This is a genomic window from Streptomyces sp. NPDC016469, from assembly GCF_040632905.1.
Taxonomy (GTDB): domain Bacteria; phylum Actinomycetota; class Actinomycetes; order Streptomycetales; family Streptomycetaceae; genus Streptomyces.
The window spans coordinates 123,158-148,237 of the sequence record NZ_JBEYCQ010000002.1 but is presented as its reverse complement, the minus strand read 5'-3'; the positions used below and the strand labels follow the sequence as shown (position 1 = coordinate 148,237).

The window sequence follows — 25,080 nt, the reverse complement described above, 5'->3', positions numbered from 1 at the left end:
GGGTGCTCAGAGGTGTTCGGGCGCGCTGACGCCGAGCAGGGACAGGCCGCCGGCCAGCACCGTCCCGGCGGCTTCGGCGACGGCCGTCCGGGAGCGGTGGGCGGCCGAGGGTTTCTCGTCCCCGACGGGGAGCGGCGGGGCGGCGTCGTGGAAGTCGAAGAAGGCGGCGGCGACCGCGTCGAGGTGCCGGGCGAGCCGGTCGGGGGCGCGGTGCCGGGCCGCTGCCGCGAGTACGGCGGGGTGCGCGTCCAGCAGCGTGAGCAGGGCGGTGGACGCCTCAGCTGCGTCGATACGCGGCCCCGCGGCGGACCCGGTCGCTTCGATCTCCCGGCTGGGCCCCGCGGCGGCCCCGGCGGCGTCGATGTCCTCGCCGGGGCCGGCGACGGTGACGCCGAGCCGGGCCGCGCCCCGGAGCACCGCGCGGGCGCGGGCGTGGGCGTAGCGGACACGGAAGAGGCTGTTGGCCTCGGTCTGCGCGATGAGCTCGGGTCCGAGGGGGGCCCGGTCGTGCCCGGCGGCGCGGAGGAGGCCCCAGCGGGCGGCGTCCGGGCCGAGCCGGGTGAGGAGCGCGGCGGCGGTGTCCCCTGCGGGGACGGGGCGTACGGGGGCGGGCGGTTCGCCGTAGGCACCGGGCACCTGCCGGTGAGCGCCCTCGGCAGCGCCGTCCGCGGACGGCTCGCCGTAGGCACCGGGCGCCCGCCGGGGAGCGCCCTCGCCGCAGGCGTCGGGTGTCTGCGCCTGCGGCATCCCGTACGCCTCCGTGCTCACCCCGAGCCGCGCCCAGTCCGGGTCCGGCTCCCCCGCGCAGCTGACGCGTACGTCGGCGCCCTGCGCGCGCAGGAGGCGGCGGACGGCGTCGGCGGTGACGGCGGCGCGGACCTCGCGGGCGTGGACGAGGTGCGTCCGCTGTCCGGCGAGGGCGTCCCCGTACCCGTACCGCTCCCCCTGCTCCCGCACCCGGTGGACGAGGTCGCGGTGGGCGGCGGCGCCGGTGGCGGCGTCGAGCGTGAAGTTGAGGAAGCCGGGTCCGGTGATCTCGACGCCGGCGACTCCGGGGGCTCCGGCGAGCCGGTCGCGCAGGATCTCGGCGACCTCGCGGGCGCCGAGCCCGGCGGGTCCGGCGAGCTGGAGCGCGACGGCGCTGGCGTAGTCGCCGCGCCCGCCGGGCCGGGTCCTCTCCACCCGTACGCGCGCGGGCACGGGCGCGCGCAGGGCGTCCTCGCGGACCGCGCGGCGCACGGCGTGCAGCACGGTCGTGGAGAGATCGACGGGGGTCACGGGACAAGCGTATGGGAGGGAGGGGGGCCCTTCGCGAACCGGTTTCGCCATGCGGTCAGCCGGCGGCGCTCTCCGCCCGCCCGGCACCCGGCCCACCGGCCGGCACCGACGACCGGCCGCGCTCGACGAGCCGGTGCACGAGCATCACCAGCTCGCCCGGCTCGAACGGCTTGGCGAGGAACGCGTCCACCCCGGCGGCGACCCCGTGGTCCACCTCGTACGGCGTGCAGGCGCTGACGATCGCGAGCGGCAGGTGCCCGGTGCGCGGGTCGGACCGCAGCCGGGCGGCGGTCTGGAGGCCATCGAGCCGGGGCATGACGACATCGAGCGTGATCACGTCGGGGCGGACCCGGTGCACGAGATCCAGACACTCGACACCATCGCCCGCGGTCACGACCTCGAAGCCCTCCAGCTCGAGATTGACCCTGATCAACTGCCGGATGACCTTGTTGTCGTCGACAACAAGCACGCGGCCGCATGCCCCAGACACCCTTCGAGAGTAGGGGCGGCGGAGGGGCTGCGTCCGGGTTTTGCCCACTTCCGCCCCCGGAGGGGGACCGCCGGGGATGGCCGGATGTGCGTACGAGGGGGCGCGTGCTCTCACGCGATGACGCGGAATACCTGTTCACGGGCACCCCGTCGGAGCTGGTAGTGTTTCACCCGTCGCAGAGCAGCACAGCGATACGCCCCCGTAGCTCAGGGGATAGAGCATCGGCCTCCGGAGCCGGGTGCGCAGGTTCGAATCCTGCCGGGGGCACCTCACGAAGGTGCCAAAGACCCCGCCGTCAGCGGAAACGCTGAGGTCGGGGTCTTTGCGTATGCCCGGAGGTCTGACGTGCTGCTCGCCTCTACTCTCTTGCCATGACATCAGATTTGGCCCCCCAACTGACCCAGCAGCAAGTCCTCCGCCAGTGGCTGTTAATGACGCTGGGCGAACTGGGCGGCAGTGTGCCGACAGCTCAGGCCCTTCGGGAAATGGAACAGCGCTACGGCTCTCACCTGACGCCCGGTGACCGGGAAGGGACCGAACGCGATGGTGAGCCCAAGTGGCACAATAGGACCAGGTTCGAGCGGAAGGCGATGGAACGCGAGGGCCTGCTCGTGCCCGCCCGGGAGTCCCGGGGGATATGGACACTGACGGAAACCGGGTCGGCCGCGTACAAACAGCAGCGGGGCATCCCAGCCGCTCCCCCGCAGCCGACGGCGACGCGGGAGCGGAGCGCTGCGCCACGGCACCCGGACGGCAATCAGTCTCCGGCACGCGTTGAGGTCCGCCATCACCGGACCGTGCGCATCACCGCAGTCGCGGAGCACGTGAAGCGCATACACGAAGACACGTGCCAGATATGTGGCACTCAGCTCTCCACACCAACAGGAACCTACGCGGAAGCCGCCCACATAAGGCCATTGGGCCGCCCGCACGGAGGACCTGACGTGACGTCGAACGTGCTGTGCCTATGCCCCAATCACCATGTGCTGTTCGATCTCGGAGCGCTGCTTGTCACGGACGCTCTCGTCGTCATCGAACGGCATACGGGAAGGCGCATAGGGCAGCTCGCGAAGCGTCCCGGACATCAGGTCGAGCCCCAGTATCTCGAGTACCACAGGGCTCAGCATGGCTGAGCCGGCGGGCCTCCCTCCTACTTGGGCAGGAGCGGTGCCAGGAACCTGCTCGGTTCACCGTGCCAGGTGATGGCGAGCGCGTCTCGGGCACGAGTCGCCGCGACGAAGAGCAGCGACCGGGCACGGTGCAGCTCCCGCTCGTGGCGGCTCGGATCCGTGCGCACCCACTCGTCGACGGAAGGCCGGGGGACAAGTCCCTCGGCCGCTCCGGCGATGATCAGGCAGCGGTATTCCAGTCCTTTGAAGCGGTACATGGTGCCGATGTTGACGCCTCGGTCGCCGCGCGGTCCGTCCTGGGTGATTTCCGAGGGGGTGATGCCGTTTCTGGCGAGACGGTCCGCGAGCTGGGAAACCATGCCGTTGGTCGGGACACAGATCGCCGTGGCTTCCCGGGGCACGTCGTGCCAGGCCCGGAGCTGCTCCACGACGAGGTCCATTTCCTCGTCCCAGCTCCGCGCCCCACGCAAGGAGGGTGCCGTGCCGTGCAAAACCGAGCGGTAGCCGGCCAGCGTGTCGGCGCCACCATCGAGGTCGTCGTAGGCGGCGCCTTCCAGAACCTGCATGGCGCCTTGGAGAATTTCCCGCGTGGTGCGGTAGCTGAGGGTCAGCCGTGACGACCGGCCGCGGATGTGGACGCCCAGACTGCCGAGTGTGACCTGGTTGTCGTAGATGCGCTGGTGGGTGTCGCCGACGAGGAAGATGTCGTCGGGCTCGGCCGGAACCATGGCCCGCAGCATCTTCCAGTGGGCGGCGCTGAGGTCCTGCGCTTCATCGACCACGATGTGGCGGTACCGGTAGCGCAACCAGGCGCCGGAGCCGGCCTCGACGTGGAGGTTGCGCAGGCCGCCCCGTTCCGCCTGCTCCTCCGCGCGCTGGTCGATGCGCGCCTTGCGAGCCATCTCCAGCTTGGCGGCCCGTTCCGCCACCTGCCGGTGGGTCTCCAGGCCCTTGGTCTCCAGCCGCTGGGTGAAGCGTTCGGCCAATTGCCAGATGCCCGCGCGTTCGGCGCGGGTGACGCTGCGGCCCCGCCCCGCCCGGCGGACGGTGAAGTAGTCGCTGCGGGAGGCGACGGCCTGGCCCAGGATGACCTGGTTCCACTCGTCACTGAGGAATTCGGCGTTCCAGCGGGTTTCCCCGGTCTCCACCAGCAGCTCCCGCCACTCGCGGAGGGCCGTCGTGTCGTCGACCCGGCGCTTGGCGTTGCCCGGGTCGGCCTCGCTGACGATGCGGGTCGCGAGTTGGTCGACGTGGGCGATGTCGACGCGTGCCAGAACATCGGGGCCGCCGAGGGATAGCAGCCGGGCTCGCAGGTCGGCGGCGAGGTTCCGGTTGAACGTGGTGAGCAGGACCGGCTTGGTGTGGCCCGGGGCGAGTCTGCTCACCAGATGGCAGACCCGGTGGAGAGCGACGATGGTCTTGCCCGTCCCGGGGCCGCCTCCGACCTTCGCGGGGCCGGAGAACCTCCGGTGGACCAGCTTTTCCTGGGTCGGGTGGAGAAAGACCTTCCAGCGGCCGAAATCACCCTCCTCCAGGATGCTCTGCAAAGACTCGTCGTCGGTGATCACGACAGCCTGGGAGCGGTCGACAGCCGCCTGCCAGTCTTCGGAGTCGAGGTTCCGCTCGGGTTCGGGCACCGCGACAGGAGCGGTCACCTGCTCCATCACCATGTCGAAGGACAGGCCGTCGCGCAGCCGCAGGAGCACTTCCCCGGTGTGGCGGGGCGCGTATTCGGCGAGACCGAGCAGTTCGTCGTCCGTGGTGAGCTTCCGGACGATCGGGATGAGGGGTGTGGTGACGCCGAGGTCCGCAAGCTGCTGATCCGTGTACGCGGCGAAGAGCGGTGTCTCGGGAGTGGTCGACGGGGAGACGGAGGGCGGGGGCTGCACCGCCTCGGGCGCGGCAGCGGCCGGCGGCCTCGGACCGCGGCGCAGCAAGCTTTCCTCGACGACCTGGAGGTCGACGTACTCGATGGCGCCCGTGATGTGGTTGATGCCGTAGTTGAACCGGTCCAGGTTCTTGTGTACGTGGCTTCGGTGTTTGACCGAGACGAGGAGCCAGTCATCGCCCCCGAGGCGGATCATCAACGCGCGCCATTCCCGGTTCACGCGCGCCGACCAGAGACGGTCGTGCCCTTCCAGCGGCTTGAGGTCGAGGCCGCCGGCGTCCGGGTTGCGACGGAAGTCGTGCTGGAACTTGTAGAACGCGCCGAGCACCGCGCGGTCGAGTTTGACGATCTCCTTGTCCGCCTTGTCCAGCAGGCGCAGGGTCACGCCCGTCCGCGGCGTACTGGTGACCGTCATCGCTGATTCTCTCCTTGGTCGTTCGTATTTCCGTTCGCGACGCCACTCACCAGCGCGGCGAGTTCGTCGGCGTCCCAGTCGGGCGCCGTACGGACCTGCCAACCCGCGTCCCGGTAAGCCTCGTCCCGTCGTTCGGCCTCGAGGTCCAGGCCGCTGCCGGGATCCGGGTGGTGGGCGAGGACGACGCCCACCCGGCGGTCGGGCCAGGCGAGTTCGGCGGACCAGGCGTCCGTCCCCAGCTCGTGGCCGGCAACGGGGACGGGGACGCCGCGGTCGGCCAGCGCACCGGCGAGGACCTCCAGGCCCGGGTCGTCCACGAGGAGGTCGATGACCTTGTCCCAGGCGGGGTCACGACCGGACACCGCCTCCGCCGACGGCGCTCGGCCGTCCGCCGAGTCCACCCGTGGCTGCGAGGTGAGCCAGCCGCCCCCGCCGGTGACCGCAAGTTCGGCCGGATCGAATCCGGGCAGCATGGACGTGGTGAGTTGGACCCCGTCGCCCTCGCCCGAGTCGAGAAACTGGAGCAGGTTGCTCCAGTACAGCCATGCCTGCCAGCGCCTGCGATGGGCCGCCTCGTCGCCTGCGACCGTTCCGGGGCTGTCGTCCAGGACGGCCAGCCCGGTCCAGGCCGCACCGCTCTGTCCCTTGCGCAGGTCGAGCGCGATGGTGAGCGGGCACCCCGAGGCGTCCCTGGTAGCCATGACCTGCACGGCTCCCTGACCGCCCGAGAGCCGTCGCCCGTGCAGCGCCTCGCTGACGCGGCGTCCGGTTTCCGGGCCGTCGGCCAGGGCCCTGCTGGTCGCCGAGACGGCCGCGAAGCCCGCGAGGGCGCTCTGGACGCGGAGCCGCCACGCACCCGGGGCCGGATCGGTGAGGTAGCCGATCAGCGTCTCGACCGGGTTGGCCCACACCAGGCGGGTCAGGTCGCGGGTGTCCCCGGCGTGCATCCGCCGGTGGACGTCCATGGCGGTCTTCTGCGCGGTGTTCGGATAAGGCTTCCACACCGGGTCGGCCTGTGGCGCGGTGCGCCCGGTCCATGCCTGTACATCGTCCCAGGTGAGCTGGAAGACCTGCCAGCCCTCGGCGCGCAGCCTGGTGCGTTTGGCCGCGTCGTCCTCGGCCGTGAGGTTGTCGGGGCTCGCGTGGTAACGGTAGCCGTCGAGGTAGACGGCCACCCTGCGGTCGTCGTTCGTGCTGCGGAAGACGACGTCGGGACGGGTGAAGCCGAGCGGTGTCTGGGTCTCCATCTGCCAGCCGCGGACGGTCCCGTCCGGTGCGGTGAAGCGCAGGGTGGTGTCCCTGGTGCCGTCGGCGGTGAGCGCCGTGCGGACACTGACGTCGTCCACCCGGTCGGCCCACTCCAGCAGCCCGCGCCGGAACAGGGCCTCCAGCTCGCTCTCCACCTGGTGGACCAGGGTGATGTCCCGGGTGGTGGCCACCGGCTCGGCGCTCCAGTGGTCCGCCGTGCGGCCGAACAGCTCGCCGAGCATGTCGAGGGCGTGCTCGCGGCTCACCAGCTCGTACTCGCCGTCGGTGACGTGGCGGAGCAGGCAGCGGTGGCAGGCGGTCCTTCCCTGGCCCACGCACACACAGGTCTCGATCACCTGGCGGGCGTCGTGCAGGACGCCTCGCAGACCGTCCTGGCCCGCGAGGCGGTGGAGGTATCCGGTGCCCCCGGGCAGCGTGTCGTACAGGACGAGGTAGTGGCGGCGCAGCGCGCCCTCGCCCTCCTCGGGCACGGAGTCGGTGACGACCGCGAGATGGTCCGGGTCCCCGCCATAACTGCGGGCGATTCCGGCCAGGAGCAGCGCCTTGAAGGAGGCGAGCCGTTCCGCGGTGTGGGCGGTGACGGCGGGGATGAGGATACGCAGGGCGTCGGTGCGCAGTTCGTGGGCCAGCAGCACCCGCTCCCCCCGCCGTGCGGTATCGGCCTCCGCGCGTCGTCGGGGGCACCAGGGCCGGTGGTACCGGTCCGGGGCGACATGTGTGTCGTGGGCCACGGGTCCGCCGTCCGGGTCCGCGAAGCCGCAAGCGTCGCAGACCCAGAACGGGTTCAGGCGGACCTCGTGTCCGGCGAAGGCCGTGTCGGTGCCGCCGTCCACCCGGGTCGCGCCGACGTTGAAGTGCCGGATCCGGGCGTGTCGGGTGAATTCCCAGCCGAAGGTGGCGTGTTCGTGCTTCCATGCCTGCTCGATGTCCTGTCCGTCGATGTCCACGGCCGGGACGACGGTGTAGTGCCGTCGCTCGCGCTCGTCGCTGTCGTCGCGTACGCGGACGTCGTCGCGTTCGTCGCGGGAGGTGACGCGGCGCGGTACGAGGACCTTGTGCAGGCAGCCGATGTCGCCGATGGCCGCGGAGCGGCAGCGCGGGCACGGCGAGGCGTCCTGCTCGGCGCGATGGGTGCGGACGTGGCCGCAGTCCGGGCAGACGCGCCACCAGAGCCACGCCGGCCGTCCCGGGGTGCCGATGTCCAGCCCGGTGACGCGGTGTTTGTATCCCTGGACGTAGTAGTGGTTGCCGGGGGCGAACTCGGAGAGGGCGAGGCGGGCGGGGCGGCTGTGGCGCAGGGTCTTGCTGTGGCTCTTGCGGGTGTCGTCGGCGTCCTTCTCCGTCCAGGTGAGCGTGGCTTCCAGCTCGGTGGTCGAGTCGATCAGGCTGTAGTTGGGGAGAAGGCCGAGATCGACGAGGGCCCCGTGGGCGGTGGTGCGGCTGATCTCGCGGGACACACGCGCCACGTCGCGCCGCTCGGCGCGCAGTTCGCGTCCCTGCCGCTCGTGGTCGGGGTCTCCGGCGACGAGCAGTCCGTGGGCGCGGTCGATCGCCTCGGTCCGGCGCTGGAGGTCGGCGCGGCGGTCCTCCCAGCGGCGGCGCGCGGCGTCGAGGGCGGCGCCCAGCCCGGCTTCGCCGGGATCGGTCGCGTAGGTGACGAGGGCGGCGCGGGCCTGGGGGCTGACTCCGGTACCCCGGCTCTCGTCGTACGGGGGGAAGAGTTCGAGGAACCGGTGTACGAGCCGTTCGCCGTCGGCCAGCGCGGCTTCGGCGAACTCGGCCTGCCACGCCGAGGTTCCGAAGAGTTCTGCGGCTCGTCCCGGCATAGGACGCAGGGGCGTCCCGTCAGGGGCGTTCAGCCTGCCTCCGCCCGCGAGGTCGAGCAGGTGGGCCAGGTACTGACGGCGGAGGATCTCGACGGCGGACAGGTAGCAGCCGGGTGGCAGGACGTCCCCGGCGATCATGAGCCGGGGGTCTTCCAGGTAGTAGCGGTCGCGAGGGCCGCGGTCGACCATGGTGAGCAGGTAGGCGTTGCCGGTGGAGCGCCCGGCGCGGCCCACGCGCTGGATGTAGTTGGCCGGCCCCTTGGGCAGCGAGGCGAGCACGACGGCCGACAGGTCGCCGATGTCGATGCCCAGTTCCAGGGTGGGGGTGCAGGACAGCACCTGCGGATTGGCGTAGTGGACGCGGGTGCCGTCGCGGAACGCCTTCTCCACGGCCTCGCGCTTCGCGCGGCTGAGGGTGCCGGTGTGCTCGGCGGTGTTGATGGTGAAGACGCCGGCCTCGCGGTACATGCGGCGGTAGAAGTCGTCGGCGAAGTCCCGCTGGCGCAGTCCGCTGTCCAGGTCGCGTCCGGTGCCCAGGGTGCCGCCGCACCGGTAGCGGGGGCACGGCTGCCCATGCCAGTGGTCCGCGAGGTCGGGGTGGATGGTCTGCTCCCAGAAGCACCTGGGGCAGTGCGCGGTGGCGTCGGGAAGCGCTTCGTCGGCGAGGGCGCGCACCTGGATGTGTCCCGGCTGGAGTCCATATACGCGGGTGGCGCCGTCGTCGGCCGTGCGTGCGGACACCACGCCCGCTTCGGTGAGTGCGGGGAGCAGCCGGCTCAGGAAGACCCCCGCCGCCTCGGGTCGCAGCCCGAGCGCGCGTACGGCCCAGTCCTGGTACCAGCCGAGGCGACCGGTGAGGACGTCGAAGTCCTCGCTGCCCTGCTTGGGCGCACCGAGTACGAAGGCCGGGGCGGAGACCCCTCGGGGGAACGCGGGCATCCCCGGCGCGCGCCCGCCCCAGATCGCCCACCGGCGCACGCCGGCCTCCTTCAGCCACGGATCGAGCCAGGCGTGCCGGATGGCGCCCCGGATGCGCATGCGCTCCAGCAGTCCCCGGACGAAGCCGGTGTACTGGTCGGGGCCGGGTGCCGAGCCGTCGGGGAGGGCGACCTCGCCGGGGGTGGTGAGCAGGATCTCCCGTACGAGGTCCGCCACGGCGTCGGGGTCCTGGAGGGGCACGTCCGCGGCGACCGTACGGGTCAGTTCCAGGGTGCGCCCCTGCCGGGAGCGCAAGCCGAACTCCATGACGGTGGCGAACGCGAGGCGCTGCGCGATCAGCTGCCAGGTGGCCTGGGAACCGCGGCTGCGCCCGGAGAGCAGGGTGTCCACGCCACGGACGAGGTGGAGGTCCGGGGGGATGACAGCGGCCTGGACGGCCTTGCTGTCGACGACGTCCGCGATGAGATCGGCGGCGAGGTCGTTGAGGGCGACGGGCTCGTCCTCGCGGATGCGGCTGGCGAGCAGGGAGCGCAGGGAGAACGTGTACGAGCGGCTGGCGACGTATCCGGCGCGGTGGGCAGCGTCCTGGACGGAGTCGTTGAAGAGGAGGGTCTTGTCCTCGCCCAGGTTCTTGTCCAGTTCGCCGCCGGTGAAGAGCTGGGTGACGGCTGCGGCGGCGAGTGCGGCGAGTCCGGTGCCGAGGTAGCGGATGGAGTTGAAGGTGCGGCAGGCCGGGCACTGGTCGCGTTCGGCCGCCCGGTCGCCGTCGAGGTCGGCGTGGACGAAGGCGGCGTTCTGCAGTGGCAGTGGCCGGCGCGGTCCCCCGCCCTCCTCGGGTGCGCTGAAGTCGGCTTCGGGGGCCAGGGGGCGCAGTCGGCCCTCGGTGCCTTCCAGGACCATGACGGAGGGCCCGCCGCGCCTGCGGTCCGCCCCCGCGGCGAAGGCGGCTTCCTGTACCTCGCGGGGGGTCGCCGCGATCATGTTGCGTACCCGGCGCTTGTCTCGGCCGACGGAGGCCCGGCGGATCTTCGTCGCGTTGAGGTCGAGCTGGGTGGGGTCGACCTCCGGCGAGTACGCGGCCCAGCCCGAGCGTCCGCATTCGCGGCAGAACACGGCGGGCAGGAACACCTGGGCGGGCGGCGGTGCGCTGTCGTCGGCCGGGACGGCGTGCCCCTCGGCGCGCGGTTCGGCAGGGCCCTCTCCGTCGTACGGTGACGGCCGGGCGTCGGAGGTCCGGCCCGAGCGGATGAGCGCGCCGCCGGAGGTGACCCGTTCGTCGTCCCAGCGGAATTCGGCGCGGGCGGCGCTGATGCCGCGCAGAACGCGGGAGACCGAGCGCACCCAGTGGTGGATCTCGATGGAGAGCAGGGGCCGCCCGGGCTGCTTCGGGTCGCGAGCGTACGACAGGAGGGCCAGGTAGCGGGCGAGGGCGCGGGCGGCGAGGCCCGGCTGCTGCTGTACGGCCATGCCCCAGTGGTAGGCGTACCGGGGCAGCACCTCGGTGATCTCGGCGAGGGTCTTGGGGGTGCCGTCCAGGATGTCCAGGACCGCGGAGGTGAGCCGGTGCCGCCGCAGGACGTCCCCGAGTTCCTCGGGGGTGGGTGCGCTCAAGTTGGTGAATGCGGCGATGAGGCGGTCCATCGCACCCGGGTCCCGGGTGGGGTCTCCGTAGGAGTCGACCTCCTGGGGAGGCGGGAACGGCAGGGAGAAGTCGCTCTCGCCGGTGAAGTCCCTGGTGGCCCTGCGGTCCTCCCCCACGACCGCGTCCGGCGGGAAGGGGACACCGAAGACCTGTTCGGCGACCTCCAGCATCCCGGGCCGGCCGGCCTCGCCCCGGCTGTCCTCGCCGAGCGTCGCGGAGGTGGCGACGGGGCAGACCGGGCCCAGGGGCCGGCCGGGTTCGGCGAGCCCGGTGACGGACCCGAGCCGACGCAGCAGCATGGCGACGTCTGTGCCCTGGGCACCGTCGTAGGTGTGGAACTCGTCGAGCACGACGTAGGCGAGGGACGAGTCCTGCCACAGCCGCCGGTCCTCGGGGCGCTGGAGGAGCAGGTCGAGCATCTTGTAGTTGGTGATCAGGATGTCGGGCCGGGTGCGGCGGATCTCGTCCCTGTCGACGGTGATCGCGGGGTTGGCCTGCTTGAACTCCTGGGACGGCCGGTCGCCGATGTACAGCGCCGCGTGCACCCCGGCGTCGCGCAGCCGGGTGTCCTTGGGGTCGTCGAGGCGCTTGCCGATCCGGTGGGCCTGGTCGGTGGCGAGGGCGTTCATGGGGTAGAGCAGGATCGCCTTGACGCCCTCGCGGCCGGCCTCGCGCTCGCGGAGGCAGTGGTCGAGGATCGGGACGAGGAACGATTCGGTCTTGCCCGATCCGGTCCCGGTGGTGACGAGGGTGGGCCGTGCGGGCCCGTGGAGGGTGGACAGCCGCTCCCAGGCCCGTTCCTGGTGGCGGTACGGGGTGAGCTCGGGGTGCCAGGTCAGGTGCCGCTTCCAGTCGTCGCCCTCGGCCGTCCGGAAGGGGGTGCGGACACGGAGGTACGGGCCGCGGAAGATGCCGTCGTCCGCGTCGCCGAGGAAGCCCTCCAGGGCGCGGCGGGTGGATTCGTCGGCCAGCGCGTACGTCGTCGCGAGGTACTGGCTCAGGCTGGCCCGTACCTGTTCGGCGGCGAGGGTGGGACGCACGCGCGGTTCCTCCTTGGGCGGATCGTTCCGGCGAGCGGCCGGTCAGGGCCTACGTTAGCCGGGGCGTCCGGGCGGGCCCCGGCCGCCTCAGATGCCGAGTTTGTTGCCGATGTGGGCGACGTGGGCCCTGCGGTCGACTTGCAGGAACCGGAAATGCAGCCGCCCGGCGCCGGGCGTGAAGCGCAGGTGGGTGTCGAAGTACTGGTCCGTGCCGTCGAGGTCGGTGAACAGGCAGTACTCACGCTTGCGCGCCCCGTGCTCCGGGGTCACGGTGGAGCCCCACAGGGGCCCCTCGGGTTCACTCGCGGCGTCCCAGACCTCGACCGCGTGATCCATCTCGGCGAGCCGTTTGCGGACCGGGTGAACCCAGTACTGCTTCAACTCACGGATCTGGGCCTCGACGTGGGGTAGGAAGCGCAGGTTCGGGAAGAGGTCGGGGCACCGCTCCCACAGCTCCGCCCCGGTGCGGATGCCGCTCAGGTCGTTCTTGAGGGCGGCCTGGACCTCTTCTCGGATCCAGGGCAGGTGTGTCTCGACGTGTTCGCGGGTGGCGGCGTGCGGGATGTGGACCTCGGAGAGCGCCGATCCGTCCGCCTCCTCGTCGAGGAGTTCCTCCCGCTGGAGCGTGACGCGGTCGGTGTCCCAACGGGGGTCCAGCTTCAGGGAGACGCCGGCGCCGCCCATCAGATGTGCCGCGCCGAGTCCGGTCACGGGTACGCCGTCGTGGCTGTAGGCGACGTCGGAGAACGTCTCCCCGTCGGGGTAGGCGTCCTCATGCGGGTACTTGGTCTGCATGAGCAGCAGCCGCTGCCAGAGCTCCTTGGCCCCTGGGGTGCCGATCCACTTGGCGATGGGGTGGTCCTCGGCCAGCCGCAGGGCGTTCACGGGGTCACGGGCCACCAGCACTGTGCCCGGTCTGTCCACCCGCGCGACGGCGATGATGGTCCGCACCAGCTCCGTCATGGCGCGATTGACCCGGTCCGGGTCTGCCGTCGTCTCACAGGACTTCTCGTTCAGAAATAGGTGCGGCACGTCTCCCCCTCCGCGATGGTGTGTGCCTTGCCCCGCCCCCCTGGCGGGCGTGTCACCCGATGAGCTGGTCGAGTGTGTTCTCCAGCTCGTCGAAGAATCCGGTCGGCCACTGGTCGAGCATGCCGTCGCCGTCGACGTGCGGGCTGACGATCTCGACGCCGGTGCCGTCGCCCCGGAAGTAGTGGAACACCGCCTGCGCGGGCGCGAGCAGGCCCCGCTTGACGGCGAGCCGCACACCGTTGATCACGTGGTCGCTGTGCGATTCCATGATCACCTGCGCGCCCTGTGCCGCCGCCGACGCGGTGAGCGTGGCCATCTGCGTCTGCCCGTGCGGATGCAGGTGCGCCTCCGGGTTCTCCAGGAGGATCAGCGTGCCGGGGCGGGCGCTGAGGCAGGCGACGACGATGGGCAGGACGTACGTGAGCCCGAAGCCGACGTTGCTGGGGCGGCGCCGCCGGGTGGCCCCGAGCGTGCCCTGGAAGCCGTACGACAGGCGTACGGCGTCGGCGCCCTCGATGGCGTCGGCCTGGATGTCCACTCCGGGGCACAGGTCGCCCATCCAGGCGGCGGCCTGGTCGATGAGGCGATCGGAGGCGGCCTTGGGGTGGCGCAGGGGGCCCGGCGGGACGATGTCCTCGCGGTGGTGGCGCAGGAAGTTGACGGTGTGCTCGCCGCGCACGCCGAGGAACCCTCGCCCGACGGCGGCATGGTGGTCGCGCGGGTAGAACTCGGCGGGCGAGATGCGGTCGGCGTGCAGGTACTGGAAGGGCGCGGTCAGGAACGCGGGCGTGACGGCCTCCGGGCCGGTGGGCGTGGCGGCCCCCTCCGCGTCGCGCGGCAGCTCCACGTCCAGCAGGGGCAGCAGGTTCTGCTCGCCCTCGTAAGCGGCGGTCCACCCGTAGTGGTACGGCCCTTCGTCCACGGCGAGGCCGATCCTGGGCTCGTCCTCGGTGAAGTCCTCGTGGAGGACGTCCTCCCCGGTGCCGAGGCTGACGAGTTCGCCGTTGAGCAGGAAGCCCTGGTTGATGACGCCGCGCATCCCTTCCGCCTGCGCGGCGGACATGAGCGGGACGGCTTCGAGGTCGCCCGCCTCGTGCGACTGCCTGAGCAGCGCGAGGGATTGCAGGACGCTGCTCTTGCCGGAGGAGTTGAGCCCGGTGAGCAGGGTCAGCGGGCCGAGCGGGATCTCCGCGTGCTGGAACGCCTTGTAGTTGTGCAGCGTCAGTCGGTCGATCACTGTTCGGCCACCCCTCGGAACAGTCGTGCCACTTCCTGGAATCGGGTGCGGATCCGCCCCGGATCCCCGGTGCTCACGGAGATCGAACGGTCGAAGTCCCAGTCGTCCATGAGCGCGAAGAAGCGGTCGTGCACCTTCGCCCGCGAAGCTACCAGCCGGCTCCGCTCCTGATCATCCAATAGCGCAAGATGGACGGAGATCGTCTCGAAGAGCGCCTTGTTGACGACCGGTGCGCTACGCGCCTCGCCCCGCCACTTGCGGAAGGCGTGCTCGCCGAACAGCTCGTACGCGCAGCGCATGGCCCTCCGGAACTCCCGCACGTACTGGTCCCGGCGCTCGTCGGTGAGCATGTTGATCCGGTACATGGCGTCGATGAGGAACTTGTCGAAGTCCTTCTCGGTGTGCTCGGCCGGGTTGCTCATCCGGAAGGCGAGGAAGCGGAGCACCATCTCGCGGTCGGCCATCCGTTCGTCGGACACGCTCCACCGGGTGGCTTCGCCGAAGGCCGGATCCTTGGAGAGGTCGGCGAGGTAGGTCCGGACGGGTCCGCTCACCAGTGCGTGCCGCAACTCCTGCGGCTTCAGCGGCACACCGCCGGTGTTGATCCGGGCGAAGACGTTGTACTTGACCTCCTCCGGGGTGCCCTGCTGCATGACGTGGACGGTGAGCTGGGTCTCCCGCAGCCGGATCTTCAGCCGCCCGGTGAGGTCCTGGTACGTGCTGCCGTCGAGCTGCTTGAGGTAGTCCATGCCCTTGAGCGCCAGCGGGCCGAGGTCGGTGAGATCCGGCTCCATGAACCGGGCGATGGCGGTCAGCCGCTGGACACCGTCCACGACGGCCCACGCGTCGTCGTCGCCCTGCGCCATGTGGAAGTTGGAGATCGGGATGCGGAGCAGCAGGGACTCGATCAGCCGGCTCTGCCTGCGGTCGTTCCAGATCCCGGACCTGCGCTGGAAGTCCGGCGAGAGGTCGATCATGCCTTCCCGGAGCCGGGCCAGCAGCAGGTCCACCATGGTGGTCTCGGTGTGGATACGGATGCTGTCCGGCCGGAAGGGGGCGGAGAGGCCGTCGGCGTCCCCCTCCCCCGGGTCCTCCTCGTCGGGGACTTCCAGCTCGACCCCGGTCAGCCGCCCGTCGGCCCCGATTTCGAGGCGGGGCGCCAGCGGCAGGAACAGCGAGTCCGGCTGGGCGACGTCCTCCGCCGTGGCGTACGGACGGTTCGCGGCGGCGCTCCGGCCGCCTCCGTGGTCCTCGGCCTCTGCCATGCCGCTCGTCGCCCTCCGTAGCCCGATGCCTTGCTCGGCTCAGCCTAGGGGTCGGCCGGGGCGACCGCCGGGTATCCGCGCCCTCAGTGCGGCAGCCCCAGATCGGCCGCCACCGTCTTGCCCACCGGGCCGCGGTCCAGCACCTCCCATCGGTCGGCGAGGGCCGCCACCAGGAGCAGCCCCCGGCCCTCCTCGGCGAGTGGCGCGGGTTCGGCCATGTCCCCGGCGGACGGGCGGCATTCACCCCGGGCGTCGGAGACCTCGATGCGCAGGGTCCGGCCGGTGAGCCGGACGACCAGCTCGAAGTCGCGGCCGGGGACGCGGCCGTGGGTGACGGCGTTGGCGGCGAGTTCGGCGACCAGCACGGCGGCGGTGTCGGAGGCCGTGCTGCCGTGCGGCACGCCCCAGGCGTCGAGCTGGTGCAGGGCGAGGCGCCGGGCGAGGCGGGCGCCTCGCGGGGTGGAGCTGAAGCGCTGGGTGAACACGCTTGCGGTGGCCGGAGCGTGGGGGGCAACCGCGAGGGGCTGTGGTGTCATGCCCCCAATCTGGCGGTGCGTACGCGGCGCGCACCAGCGTCGACCCGCGTACTCCGGGGCAGCGTACGAGGTCAGGGGGTGCGCATCAGGTCCCGGAGCCCGGCGACGCGGGCCGGGACGTCACCGGTGACGTCCGGAGGCGTCGCGGCCCTCCCGTGCGGGGAGCGGCAGCGGCGGCAGAGGCCGTCGGGGAGGGCGTCCGCCGGACCGGGGCGGCCGCACTCGACGCACTCGACTTTCAGTCCGTCAGCCGGGAGGCCGGGCTCGGGCGCGTCCGGTAGGTCGGGCGGCATCTTGTCGATCAGGCGGCGACGCGTCAGGCCGCGCGGGAACGTGACGTCCTCGGGAAGCCCGGCGGTGAGCGCCGAGGCCAGCTGGTCGGCGCCGACGCCGCGTGCGAGCCAGGCGGCGGCGAGCGGTTCCAGGGCGGCGCAGTCGGCGGCGGAGAGCGCCAGCCGGGGCTCGCGGCGGCCGAGACCGGCGAGGGCGAGGTAGGCGGTGGAGGGCGCGGCGACGGCGGCCGGGGCGGGGGCCACCTGCGCGGGCGGCTCGGGGGCGGGGCGCTCGGCGGTGCGCTGCGGGGGTACGTCCACCGGCTCGGCCTTCGGGGCGGCGGTCGTACCGGAGAGCGCGGCGATCCACCACTCATTGTCGTGGGCGGTCCGGGACCAGTAGGTGTACGTCACCCAGCGGCACGGGCCGTCGCCTTCGACCCGGCGGCGCACCCGGCGCAGGTGCCCGGCCACGGCGAGCGCGCGCAGGGCGGTGCCGATGGCCATCTGGCCGTACAGGGGCAGGTCCTTGGCCAGCGACTTGATGTCCATCGCGGCCCCGTCGGGCAGGCGGTCGATGTACGCCGCGACGTAGCGCTCGCGCTCGGGCAAGCCGGCGAAGTCTGCGGGGCGGGGCGAGTCCTGACCGGGCGCGGAGCGCTTGCCGTAGCCGGTGCGGGCCGCGCGGGGGCCTTCGGCGGAGACGGGCAGGGCGGGACTAAAGTGCTGGGCAGCCATGAGATCGGTTCTTTCTAGGGTTTCGATCTTGGGTCAGACCCCGGCCGGTGCTGGTAACACCGCGTCGGGGTCGTTTCGTTGGGGGCACCGTAGGCAGCCGCGACGCTGCGCTGCAACTCGCTCACTATTAGTCATACTTGCTGGCCGTGACGGGGTGGGGACGGGTGGGTGGGGATTTCCTTCTTCCCTACCTGACCGGCGAGTGAAGAACACGGCTCGGATCTCGGAGCTCGGATCTCAAGCTCTGCCCGGGCACCGACGGATACTCCCCCACGGCGCTCGGAACCCAAGCTTCGGGATTCGCGATCCGAGCGCCGGTCACCGCTCGATCTCTTTCCGGCGCCGCCCGATCCGCCAGTCGCGGCCTTGCTTCGGAATCTTCGTCTCGTCGGCGGCCTGGGGCTCCTCGTCCCGCACGACCTCACCCACGATGACCTGCCCGGTCGGCTCCGCGATCTCCAGGCCGGAGAGATGTTTCTTGAGCCGCTTCGCCATGGGGAGGAAGGTGGCGAAGGTGAGCCCACCCGACACTGCGGCCCCGACGACGGGGATGGCCTTCGATGCCGACTTGGCGAACGTCTGCTTCGTCATCTCGACGCCGAGGTATCCCGCGACCCTCTTCACGACCGGATAGACGACCCCCTGCGTCAGCGCCTTCTGCGGCAGCTTCTTGGCAACCTGCTCGGCCATGGACGCCGCCACCTTCCCGACAGCGGCGTTGGCGGACTGGGTTCCGAACATCACCCCGAAGAAGAGCGTGAGTACGCCCCTGGTCGCGTCGTCGAGATCGTCCTCGCCGGAGAAAAGGTCGGGCCAGCTGTAGAGGTAGGCGAGCTTCTGCGCGATGCGCAGCATGTGGCCGACGTACTGGGCGAGGTCCGCCGGCACGGTGGCGGGCATGGCGAGGAGGCCGGGAAGCCCGGTGGCTGCGGATATCGCGCTCACCTTGGCGGTCTCGTAGCGGATGGACTCGTTCGCCACCCGCTCCAGGACGTCGAGAGGTATGCCCGCCGCCGCCGGGGTCTCCTCCGTCGCCCTTCGTATGTCCTCCTCCGAGCAGTGGCGGCGCAGCGCCGTCCGGAGGTACGCGTCCCGGTCGATCCGCACACCCGGAAGCCGCGCCGCGCCGGCCAGAAGCGCGGAGAACCGCGACTCCGCGTTCTCGCTCGATTTGTCCATGTCCATGGCGGGAACGTACATGCGATCGATGCCTCGGCGTGGCCCTTCGCACGCAACGCCGACATCCCCGCTCGCACCAAGCCCACAGTGCGTACGCTGCGTCAGCGTACGCACACGTCTGGTGGACAGTACGTAGCCCCCGCCCCGACGATGACCCCGAGTCAGAAGCGGTACAGCGGGGTGCGGCGCGAAGGGTGGCCACGATGGCCTACGGGAACACGGACGGCGGTACGGGATCGGCGGGCGGCGCGGAGCCGGAGGCTTCGGACAGTCTGCGCACCTTCGGCGCGGTCGTCCATGCCCTACGCGAACACGCCGGCCTGAGCCGCGAGGAGTTCGGTTCCCTGGTCGGCTACTCGAAGCACACGATCGCCTCCATCGAGCAGGGCCGCCGGATGCCGGATCGTGACTTCGTGCAGAGCGCGGAACCTGTCCTCGGCAACACGGGCGCCCTGCGGAAGGCCGCGCCCTACCTGTCCCGGCAGGCCGGGTTGGCGAGCTGGTTCGTGCAGTGGGCGCGCCTGGAGGCGACGGCGATCAGCCTGTACACGTACGAGTGCCGGGTGGTCCCCGGTCTGTTGCAGACCGAGGCGTACGCACGGGCCGTCTCGCTCGACGTGCCGCCGCTGCCGGACCCGGAGGAGCTGGAACAGCGGATCGCGGCGCGGATGGCCCGCCAGGAGCTGCTTTCCGTCAGCAGGAAGCCGCCGACGGCGTTCAGCTTCATCGTGGAGCAGGCGGTGTTGGAGCGGCACACGGGCGGGGAGGTGGTGACGCGCGAACTCTTGGACCACTTGATCGAGTTGATCGAGGGGAACTGGAATGTGGAGTTTCAGATCATGCCTACGCGGCGGGTATCGCATGCCGGGCTCGACGGCCCTCTTCAGTTGGCCGAAACGCCCGAGCACCGCTGGTTCGCCTACTCGGAAGGCCAGAAGAACGGACGCCTGATCTCCGACGCCAAAGAGATCAGCGTGCTCCAACAGCGGTATGCGAAACTGCGCTCGCAGGCTCTGACGCCCGAGGACTCGCTGAGCCTGCTGAAGCGAATGCGAGGAGCGCTATGAGCACGTCCGGCCTGACCTGGTTCAAGAGCAGTTACAGCGGCTCCGAGGGAGACAGCTGCGTCGAGGTGGCCATGGACTGGCGCAAGTCCAGCTACAGCGGCTCGGACGGGGACAATTGCGTCGAGGTCGCCGCCTGCCCCACCGCCGTCCACGTCCGCGACTCCAAGGACCAGCACAGCCCCGAACTCGCCCTCTCCCCCACGACGTGGAACGAGTTCATCGCGTACGCGGCCCAAGGCTGACGGTCTGCGCAGTGCCCCGCACCGGTCGAGTCCGGTGCGGGGCACTGTCGGTCATCCGGCGGTCGGAGGCGTCCACTTGCCCTTGTCGATGGCGTCCTGGAGGCGCGCGGAGAAGTACGCGTGCGCCTCGCGCATCTCCTCTTCGCGGTTCGCCTTGTAGAAGGGGGCGGTGTAGCCCTCTGGAGGCTCGGGACGCTCCTTCTTCCGGTAGGCGAGGAAGTGCTCGTAGTGCTCCTTGGTCTGGCCGAACCCGTACGCGTGCCTGACCCCGGCCAGCTTGCGCTCGTTGGCGTCAAACCACGTCGCGGCGTCGAACTCCTGCATGATCGGGAAGCGGGCCTTGTACATGGCTGCGAGGGCGTCGGCACTCACTCCGAGCCAGACAGCCACCAGCGCGTCGATCTCGACCAGCGCGGCTCGGCGGGCTCGTTCGGTTCGTAGCGGAGTTGAACGCTGCCACGCGGGGCTGACCTCGTGGAGGGGTTGCATGTCCTTCCAGTTCACTGCCCAGGGCTCGTATCCAGGCCAGGTGGGCTCGTACAGCTCCCCCCAGAGGTCCGCGTAGGCATTGGTGAGGCAGTTCAGACGCAATGTGCGGAGCAAAAGCGCCGAGGCAAGAGGGTGGCCGGGCCCAGGCGCAGGCAGCCGCTTGGCTGACGCCACGTCAAGGTTTCTGACGCGGACGGTACGCAGCAGGTAGTCAACGGGGAGCGACGTCCAGAAGCCAGCGAGCATCGCGGTGCTACGCGTGTCTGGCAGCACCCCGCTGCGCAGCGCATGAACGTGTGCAGCCCCAGGAGGCACCAATGCCGTAAAAAGAGCCCGCTCTGTGTCAGGAGCGATCATCTGCCGCCATGCCACCCGATAGAACTCCGTGTACGGCCGCCGCAGCCGCCGTAGCAGCTCCGCCTCCAATTGCTCGTCGGTGGCTTGCGACGCCTCAACGCCGAAGCGCCGCGAAGCCAGATCGCGCGCCCGCGTCATCTCGCGCTCGGACTCCTTCAGCTCCCCCAGCGTCCTACCGTCGCTCCACAGGTCCTGCGCGGCCCGGTACACGTCCGGCTTCGCGACGTACACGTACTCCGACTCCGGAACGGCGTCGTCCGCGATGGTCTGTGGGTTCAGACCCAGAAGCTCACCGGCGCCCTGACTCGGCTGCTTGAACATGGGGTTGGCCAAGCCGATCTGCGGGCCCTTGAGGATCACCTCCGACCAGTCGGCCGGCCGCTTGACCACGCCCGCCGCGTCCGGCTTGTTGTAGTCGATGAGGTCCGCCGCCTTGGCCCCGCTCTCGTCGTAACCACGAGCAATCTGCGGCTCGTACTCCGCCAGGCGCAGCGAATAGTCCGCCAGCGCATCGATCGCCTGTGCCTCCGCCGTGCTCACCGGCGACAGCAGCCGGGCCTGCCGCACTGGCTGTGCGTCGTCGCCCGTCAGCTTCTGCCACTGTCCGAGCACGTCCTCGTCCACCCGTACGATCCGCTTGAGGTGCGGGCGCTCGTCCCAGCTCGCGCCGAACTTGATGCCAGGGTCAGGGGCCGTGCCGTCATCCTCGGCCGACAACCGCAAGGCGTCCACGGAAACGAGCCAGGACAGATGGTCGAAGCCGATCTCCCCCTTCTGCCCGTAGATGTGCACGCCGAAGTGACTGGCATGCCCCACAGGGGGCGGGAAGAAGCGATTGCCCTGGTTCACGAAGTCCCCATGCACCCGCAGCCGCGTGTACGCCGCCTCGCGCAGACGCCCCTCCTTGTCCCCGCTGAAGTGCGAGTCCGGGTGAACGAGCCCCACGAAGCCGTGCCGGGCGGTGTGCCGCCAGGTCTGGCACATGAACGCCCGGTACAGGTCCGGCTGGGTGCCCGTGAGCAACGGGTACACCGCCCCGGAGCCCAGGATCTCGCTCGTACCGCTCGTCGACGACAGCTCGGCCAGGAGGTAGGTGCGGGCACGCGGCGACTCCAGGAGGGCGTCGCGGCGCCGGGTGCGCTCCGCCTTGGCCGGCTTCTCGGTGAGCATGAACCACGGTTCGTGCTCGGCCAGGACCGGGTTCTCCTCCCACCTCGGCCGCACCCAAGGCGGGTTCCCCACCTGAAGGTCGAACCCACCCCCGGGCCCCCGGAACACATGCGCGAAGTGCAGTTCCCAGTGGAAGAAGCCGTGGCCGTCCTCCGCCTTTATGTCCTTCTCCGTGGTGCCCGCGATGTCCTCGACCGTGTTGAGCCACGGGTAGCGGAACGGCAGCAGCGCCGCCGATCGCATGCCCAGGAAGCCCTCCAGGCGGTCCTCCACATCGGCCAGCACGCCCAGCGCCTCGTCCGGGGCCAGCTTGTCGATGCCCGAGAGCAGCGACTCCTCCGGCATGTCGGACGTGCCGAGCAGCGCTTCCAGGAAGTCCAGCCAGTCACCGAGGTTCTGCAACGGGACGGTCGTCCGCTCCGGCTTCCGGCCGGCCGGCTTGCTCGCCACCTTCTTCGGCTTCTCGACGGACGAGTCCTCGCCCAGCTCCCCCTGCTCCCCATTCGGGTCGTCGAAGAGGCCGGCCGTCCGCCACAACTGGTCCCCGGGTGCCGGGGACGAGGACGCGACCGGCTCCACGGGCGCCGCCGGTTCCGGCGTACCGCCCAGCCGCCCCCATACCGACGCCTCGTCCAGCAGCGCGCCGCCCTGGGCGTACACCGCGTCCGTACCGTCCAGCTCGCCCACCCTGTCCAGCGGCCAGAACCACAGCGCGCACCAGGCGTCCATGACCTTCTTCAGCCGCCAGTACGGCGTGCCCTCGCGAGTCAGGTCGCCCAGGACCTTCTGCTTGTCCTCGGCCTCCTCCGACTGCCCGAGCCAGTCCGCGCCCCAGACGTCGATGCGGCGGGAGACGGCGCGTTCGGAGAGTTCGAGACGGGTCGCGACGAGCGACCACAGGAACTCGGCGCGCCGGGCCACGCCCTGGAGGCGGCCCAGCTCGGTCTTGTCGGCGGACTTGCGCCACCGCTCGTACCGCTTCTGCCGGGCGTCGGCCGGCTCGTCGCCGCGCTCCTGGAACGGCTTGACGCCCTTCGGGGCCTTCTGGACGCCCCTGCGCCACTTGGCGAGTGCCGTCGCCTCGTCGGGGGCGAGCTTCTTCGCCTCCGACTCGCCGGCCACCGCGCCCCAGCCGATCGCGGGCAGCAGGAACTGGTGCACCGCGCCTTCGGGCAGCGGGCCGTCCCGGAACGGGAGGTCCTTCGGGGGCAGGGTGCCCTTCTTGGCGAGCCACTGGCCGTCCGGGAGCACGCCCGCCTCGTAGACCTTGCGGCCCGCGCCGATGAGGGAGTTGCCGCGCCGCAGGTGGAAACCGAACCAGGGGGCCCGCATGCCGGGGTGCATGGAGTTGAGCCAGAGGGAGACCTCGGCCAGCTCGACCGCCGTGGCGTTCAGGTCCACGCCGTAGGCGTTGTGCAGGGCGATGTACGCCTTGGCCTTCTGGAGCTCGATCTGCCTCAGCTCGGGGTCCACCCGGCGGCCCAGCTCGCGCTCACGGCGCCGCAGGTATTCGGCGGCCACCTGGTCGATGGCCTCGTTGAGGAACGCGCCGGAGCCCAGAGCCGGTTCGCAGATCTTCCACTCCAGCAGCTCCTTGGCCGCCGTCGTGGAGCCGTCCTGGTCGAGGCGGTGCTTGAGAGCCAGCTCGACGGTGACCTCGGTGAGGGACTTCGGGGTGTAGTAGGAGGCGGAGGTCTGGCGGTCGCGGCCGGCCAGTCGGTAGACGAAGGAGCCCTCGGGGTGGACGACGCGCTCCTGGCGGCCCGTCTCCTCGTTGGTCCGCTTGACGAAGACGGCGTCCTCGTAGTCCTGGGCCCGGGACGCGGGCACCATCCAGCTGCCGCCGGAGGGGTCGCCGCCCTTGGCGACCTCGTACAGCTCCTCCTGGGCGATGAAGCCGGTGTACGACATCAGGCCCTCGTACACCGCGCCGAGCTGATTGATGCCGAGCTGGGCGTACGAGATGAAGCCGCCGCGCTCCCGGCCCTTGCCCCGGGTGAGCATCAGGCGGCGCAGCACCTTGTGCAGGGTCTCGTTGCGCAGCCGGGTGTCCAGGAAGGGGCGGCGCTTCTCGCCGTCGCCGCCCCGGTACGCCGGGTTCTCGACCCGGTCGTCGGAGATGAGGCGGACGGCGTCCTTGGTGAAGAGCTCGGAGCGCAGCGCCTCGAAGCGCAGGCCCGCGCTCGTGGAGCGGGCCGCGGCACGGCGGGCGCGGTCGGCCTCGCGGACGCGTTCGGTGTACTCGTCCCGGGTGATCGTGCCGGCGGCCAGCAGCTCCGACGCCCGGCTCTCCGCCTCCGCCGCCTCGCGGGCCGCCGCCTCCGCGACGAGGTCCTCGGGCTCGGTGCCGTAACGGCGGTGGCCCTTCTCCACCTTCTCGAAGAGCAGGTCCAGCGACTCGTAGAGGTGGAAGCCGCGCCGGGAGCGCTCGCCGACGAGGTCGCGCAGGACGAGGTCGCCGAGGCGCTGGAGGCCGTAGCCCAGCTCGTACTCGGGGTAGTCGGAGGGAAGGATGCCGAGGGTGGGGCTGGCCTCCGCGTACAGCAGGAACAGGATGCGGTACAGGTAGCGCAGGGACTCGCGGCTCAGCTCCTTGGCGAGGAGGGCCGGGTCGTCGAGCTCGGCCGGGCGGACGCCGTTCCCCGGCTCCCGCAGGCGGTCCAGGACCTCGTTGGCGATCCACTCGACGCTGAGGCGCAGTCCCTCGCGCAGTTCCGTGGAGACGCCCACCGCGTGCTTTCCGGAGCGGTCGAGGCAGGCGGCGAGGGGTGCCGTGCCGCCCTCGGCGGGGACCCGCAACGCGTCCGCGCCGAACAGCGCCGCCAGCGTGTCGAGTTCGCCGCCGTGGCGGTCGTCGCGGCGGTGCAGGGCCGCGTCCAGGTCGGCCGCCAGATAGCGGCCCTCGGGCCAGGTGAGACGGTCGGCGAGGACGACGACGCCGCCGACGAGCAGGAGGACGTGGCGCGGGGGCACGTCGCAGCTGAAGAAGAAGTCGGTGAGGGCCTTGGCGTCGAGCAGGTCGGGCGCGGACGTCTCCGTCTCGACGGAATGGAGCAGCCGGCCCGCGCCGTCCGGGTCGAGGGCGGCGTCGGGCTCGGTGGTCCAGCCGCAGCCGACCGCGTAGACACCCGGTTCGGCGTGGAGGACCTGGACGGCGTACGCGCGGTCGGCACGGTGAACCGTCACGGTCTGCTCGTGGGCGTCCGTGTAGCCGAGGGCGTGCAGGGTGTCGAGGTGGCTCTCGGTGCACCTCTTGCGCCACCCCTCGGGCAGCGGGGCGTCCGGCTCGGCGAGCGCGGCGGCGTCCTGGGCGAGCGCGGCACGGCCCGCGAAGTAAGGGCCGTGCAGGGCGCGCAGGCCCTCGCGGGGGGTGCGGACGCGCGGCGGGACGGCGTCGGGCCCGAGGCCCTGGCGGGCAGCGTCGGCGACGGCGTCCGCGTGGCGGCGGCGCTCGGCCTCCTCGAAGGCGGCCCAGCGGGTGAGGAGTCCGTCCTTGGCCTTGAGGTCCTTGGGGAAGACCTCGGCGAGGTAGTGGGGCGAGAGGTAGTCGCCGTGGTTGACCAGCGAGTCGTACGTCAC

Annotated in this window: 14 protein-coding genes, 1 tRNA gene and 1 pseudogene; 4 read left to right on the top strand and 12 right to left on the bottom strand. The window is 71.3% G+C overall.

Features of this window, described 5'->3' with window-relative positions; all coding sequences use genetic code 11:
• Positions 1-6: 6 nt before the first annotated feature.
• Together nrtL and ABZ565_RS02610 are read right to left on the bottom strand one after the other, a co-directional pair.
• A complete protein-coding gene (nrtL, locus tag ABZ565_RS02615; protein WP_361019611.1) occupies positions 7-1,278 on the bottom strand; it encodes an ArgS-related anticodon-binding protein NrtL in 1,272 nt (423 codons plus the stop codon).
• 55 nt (positions 1,279-1,333) lie between these two features.
• Positions 1,334-1,747: a response regulator gene (locus ABZ565_RS02610; RefSeq protein WP_361019608.1), complete on the bottom strand. Its 414-nt coding sequence runs from the start codon at positions 1,745-1,747 to the stop codon at positions 1,334-1,336.
• A 216-nt stretch (positions 1,748-1,963) separates the two neighbouring features.
• Here ABZ565_RS02610 and ABZ565_RS02605 point away from each other — a divergent pair.
• Both ABZ565_RS02605 and ABZ565_RS02600 read left to right on the top strand, forming a co-directional pair.
• A tRNA-Arg gene (locus ABZ565_RS02605) sits at positions 1,964-2,035 on the top strand.
• 104 nt (positions 2,036-2,139) lie between these two features.
• A pseudogene (locus ABZ565_RS02600) lies at positions 2,140-2,718 on the top strand (winged helix-turn-helix domain-containing protein); the annotation flags it as partial.
• Positions 2,719-2,733: 15 nt separating this feature from the next.
• Here ABZ565_RS02600 and ABZ565_RS02595 read toward each other — a convergent pair.
• The 9 genes from ABZ565_RS02595 to ABZ565_RS02555 form a co-directional block, all read right to left on the bottom strand.
• On the bottom strand, positions 2,734-2,883 hold the full coding sequence (locus ABZ565_RS02595; protein ID WP_361020042.1) for a hypothetical protein: 150 nt from the start codon (positions 2,881-2,883) through the stop codon (positions 2,734-2,736).
• Between the two features lie 35 nt (positions 2,884-2,918).
• Positions 2,919-5,201, bottom strand: coding sequence for a UvrD-helicase domain-containing protein (locus ABZ565_RS02590; protein WP_361019605.1), 2,283 nt, complete (start codon positions 5,199-5,201; stop codon positions 2,919-2,921).
• The gene (locus tag ABZ565_RS02585) at positions 5,198-11,917 is read right to left on the bottom strand and encodes a DEAD/DEAH box helicase (RefSeq protein WP_361019602.1); all 6,720 of its coding nucleotides are present in this window, start codon (positions 11,915-11,917) and stop codon (positions 5,198-5,200) included. Before ABZ565_RS02585 ends, ABZ565_RS02590 begins: the two co-directional genes overlap by 4 nt.
• A gap of 87 nt (positions 11,918-12,004) precedes the next feature.
• Complete coding sequence (locus ABZ565_RS02580; protein ID WP_361019599.1) at positions 12,005-12,949, bottom strand: hypothetical protein; 945 nt, start codon at positions 12,947-12,949, stop codon at positions 12,005-12,007.
• Between the two features lie 52 nt (positions 12,950-13,001).
• Positions 13,002-14,186, bottom strand: coding sequence for a DUF3696 domain-containing protein (locus ABZ565_RS02575; protein ID WP_361019596.1), 1,185 nt, complete (start codon positions 14,184-14,186; stop codon positions 13,002-13,004).
• Complete coding sequence (locus ABZ565_RS02570; protein WP_361019593.1) at positions 14,183-15,451, bottom strand: DUF262 domain-containing protein; 1,269 nt, start codon at positions 15,449-15,451, stop codon at positions 14,183-14,185. The genes ABZ565_RS02575 and ABZ565_RS02570 overlap by 4 nt, the downstream gene beginning before the upstream one ends.
• 83 nt (positions 15,452-15,534) lie before the next feature.
• The gene (locus tag ABZ565_RS02565; RefSeq protein WP_361019591.1) at positions 15,535-15,987 is read right to left on the bottom strand and encodes an ATP-binding protein; all 453 of its coding nucleotides are present in this window, start codon (positions 15,985-15,987) and stop codon (positions 15,535-15,537) included.
• A gap of 71 nt (positions 15,988-16,058) precedes the next feature.
• Entirely contained in the window at positions 16,059-16,997 is a 939-nt protein-coding gene (locus ABZ565_RS02560; protein WP_361019588.1) for a MarR family transcriptional regulator, read from the bottom strand.
• A 318-nt stretch (positions 16,998-17,315) separates the two neighbouring features.
• Positions 17,316-18,182: a hypothetical protein gene (locus tag ABZ565_RS02555; protein ID WP_361019586.1), complete on the bottom strand. Its 867-nt coding sequence runs from the start codon at positions 18,180-18,182 to the stop codon at positions 17,316-17,318.
• A gap of 197 nt (positions 18,183-18,379) precedes the next feature.
• Between ABZ565_RS02555 and ABZ565_RS02550 the strand changes: the two genes are divergently transcribed.
• Together ABZ565_RS02550 and ABZ565_RS02545 are read left to right on the top strand one after the other, a co-directional pair.
• Positions 18,380-19,243, top strand: a complete 864-nt coding sequence (locus ABZ565_RS02550) for a helix-turn-helix transcriptional regulator (protein ID WP_361020023.1) — start codon at positions 18,380-18,382, stop codon at positions 19,241-19,243.
• Positions 19,240-19,485, top strand: a complete 246-nt coding sequence (locus ABZ565_RS02545; protein ID WP_361019584.1) for a DUF397 domain-containing protein — start codon at positions 19,240-19,242, stop codon at positions 19,483-19,485. The genes ABZ565_RS02550 and ABZ565_RS02545 overlap by 4 nt, the downstream gene beginning before the upstream one ends.
• Before the next feature lie 51 nt (positions 19,486-19,536).
• On the opposite strand, the gene ABZ565_RS02540 is transcribed toward ABZ565_RS02545, so the two are convergent.
• The gene (locus ABZ565_RS02540) at positions 19,537-25,080 is read right to left on the bottom strand and encodes a hypothetical protein (RefSeq protein WP_361019581.1); all 5,544 of its coding nucleotides are present in this window, start codon (positions 25,078-25,080) and stop codon (positions 19,537-19,539) included.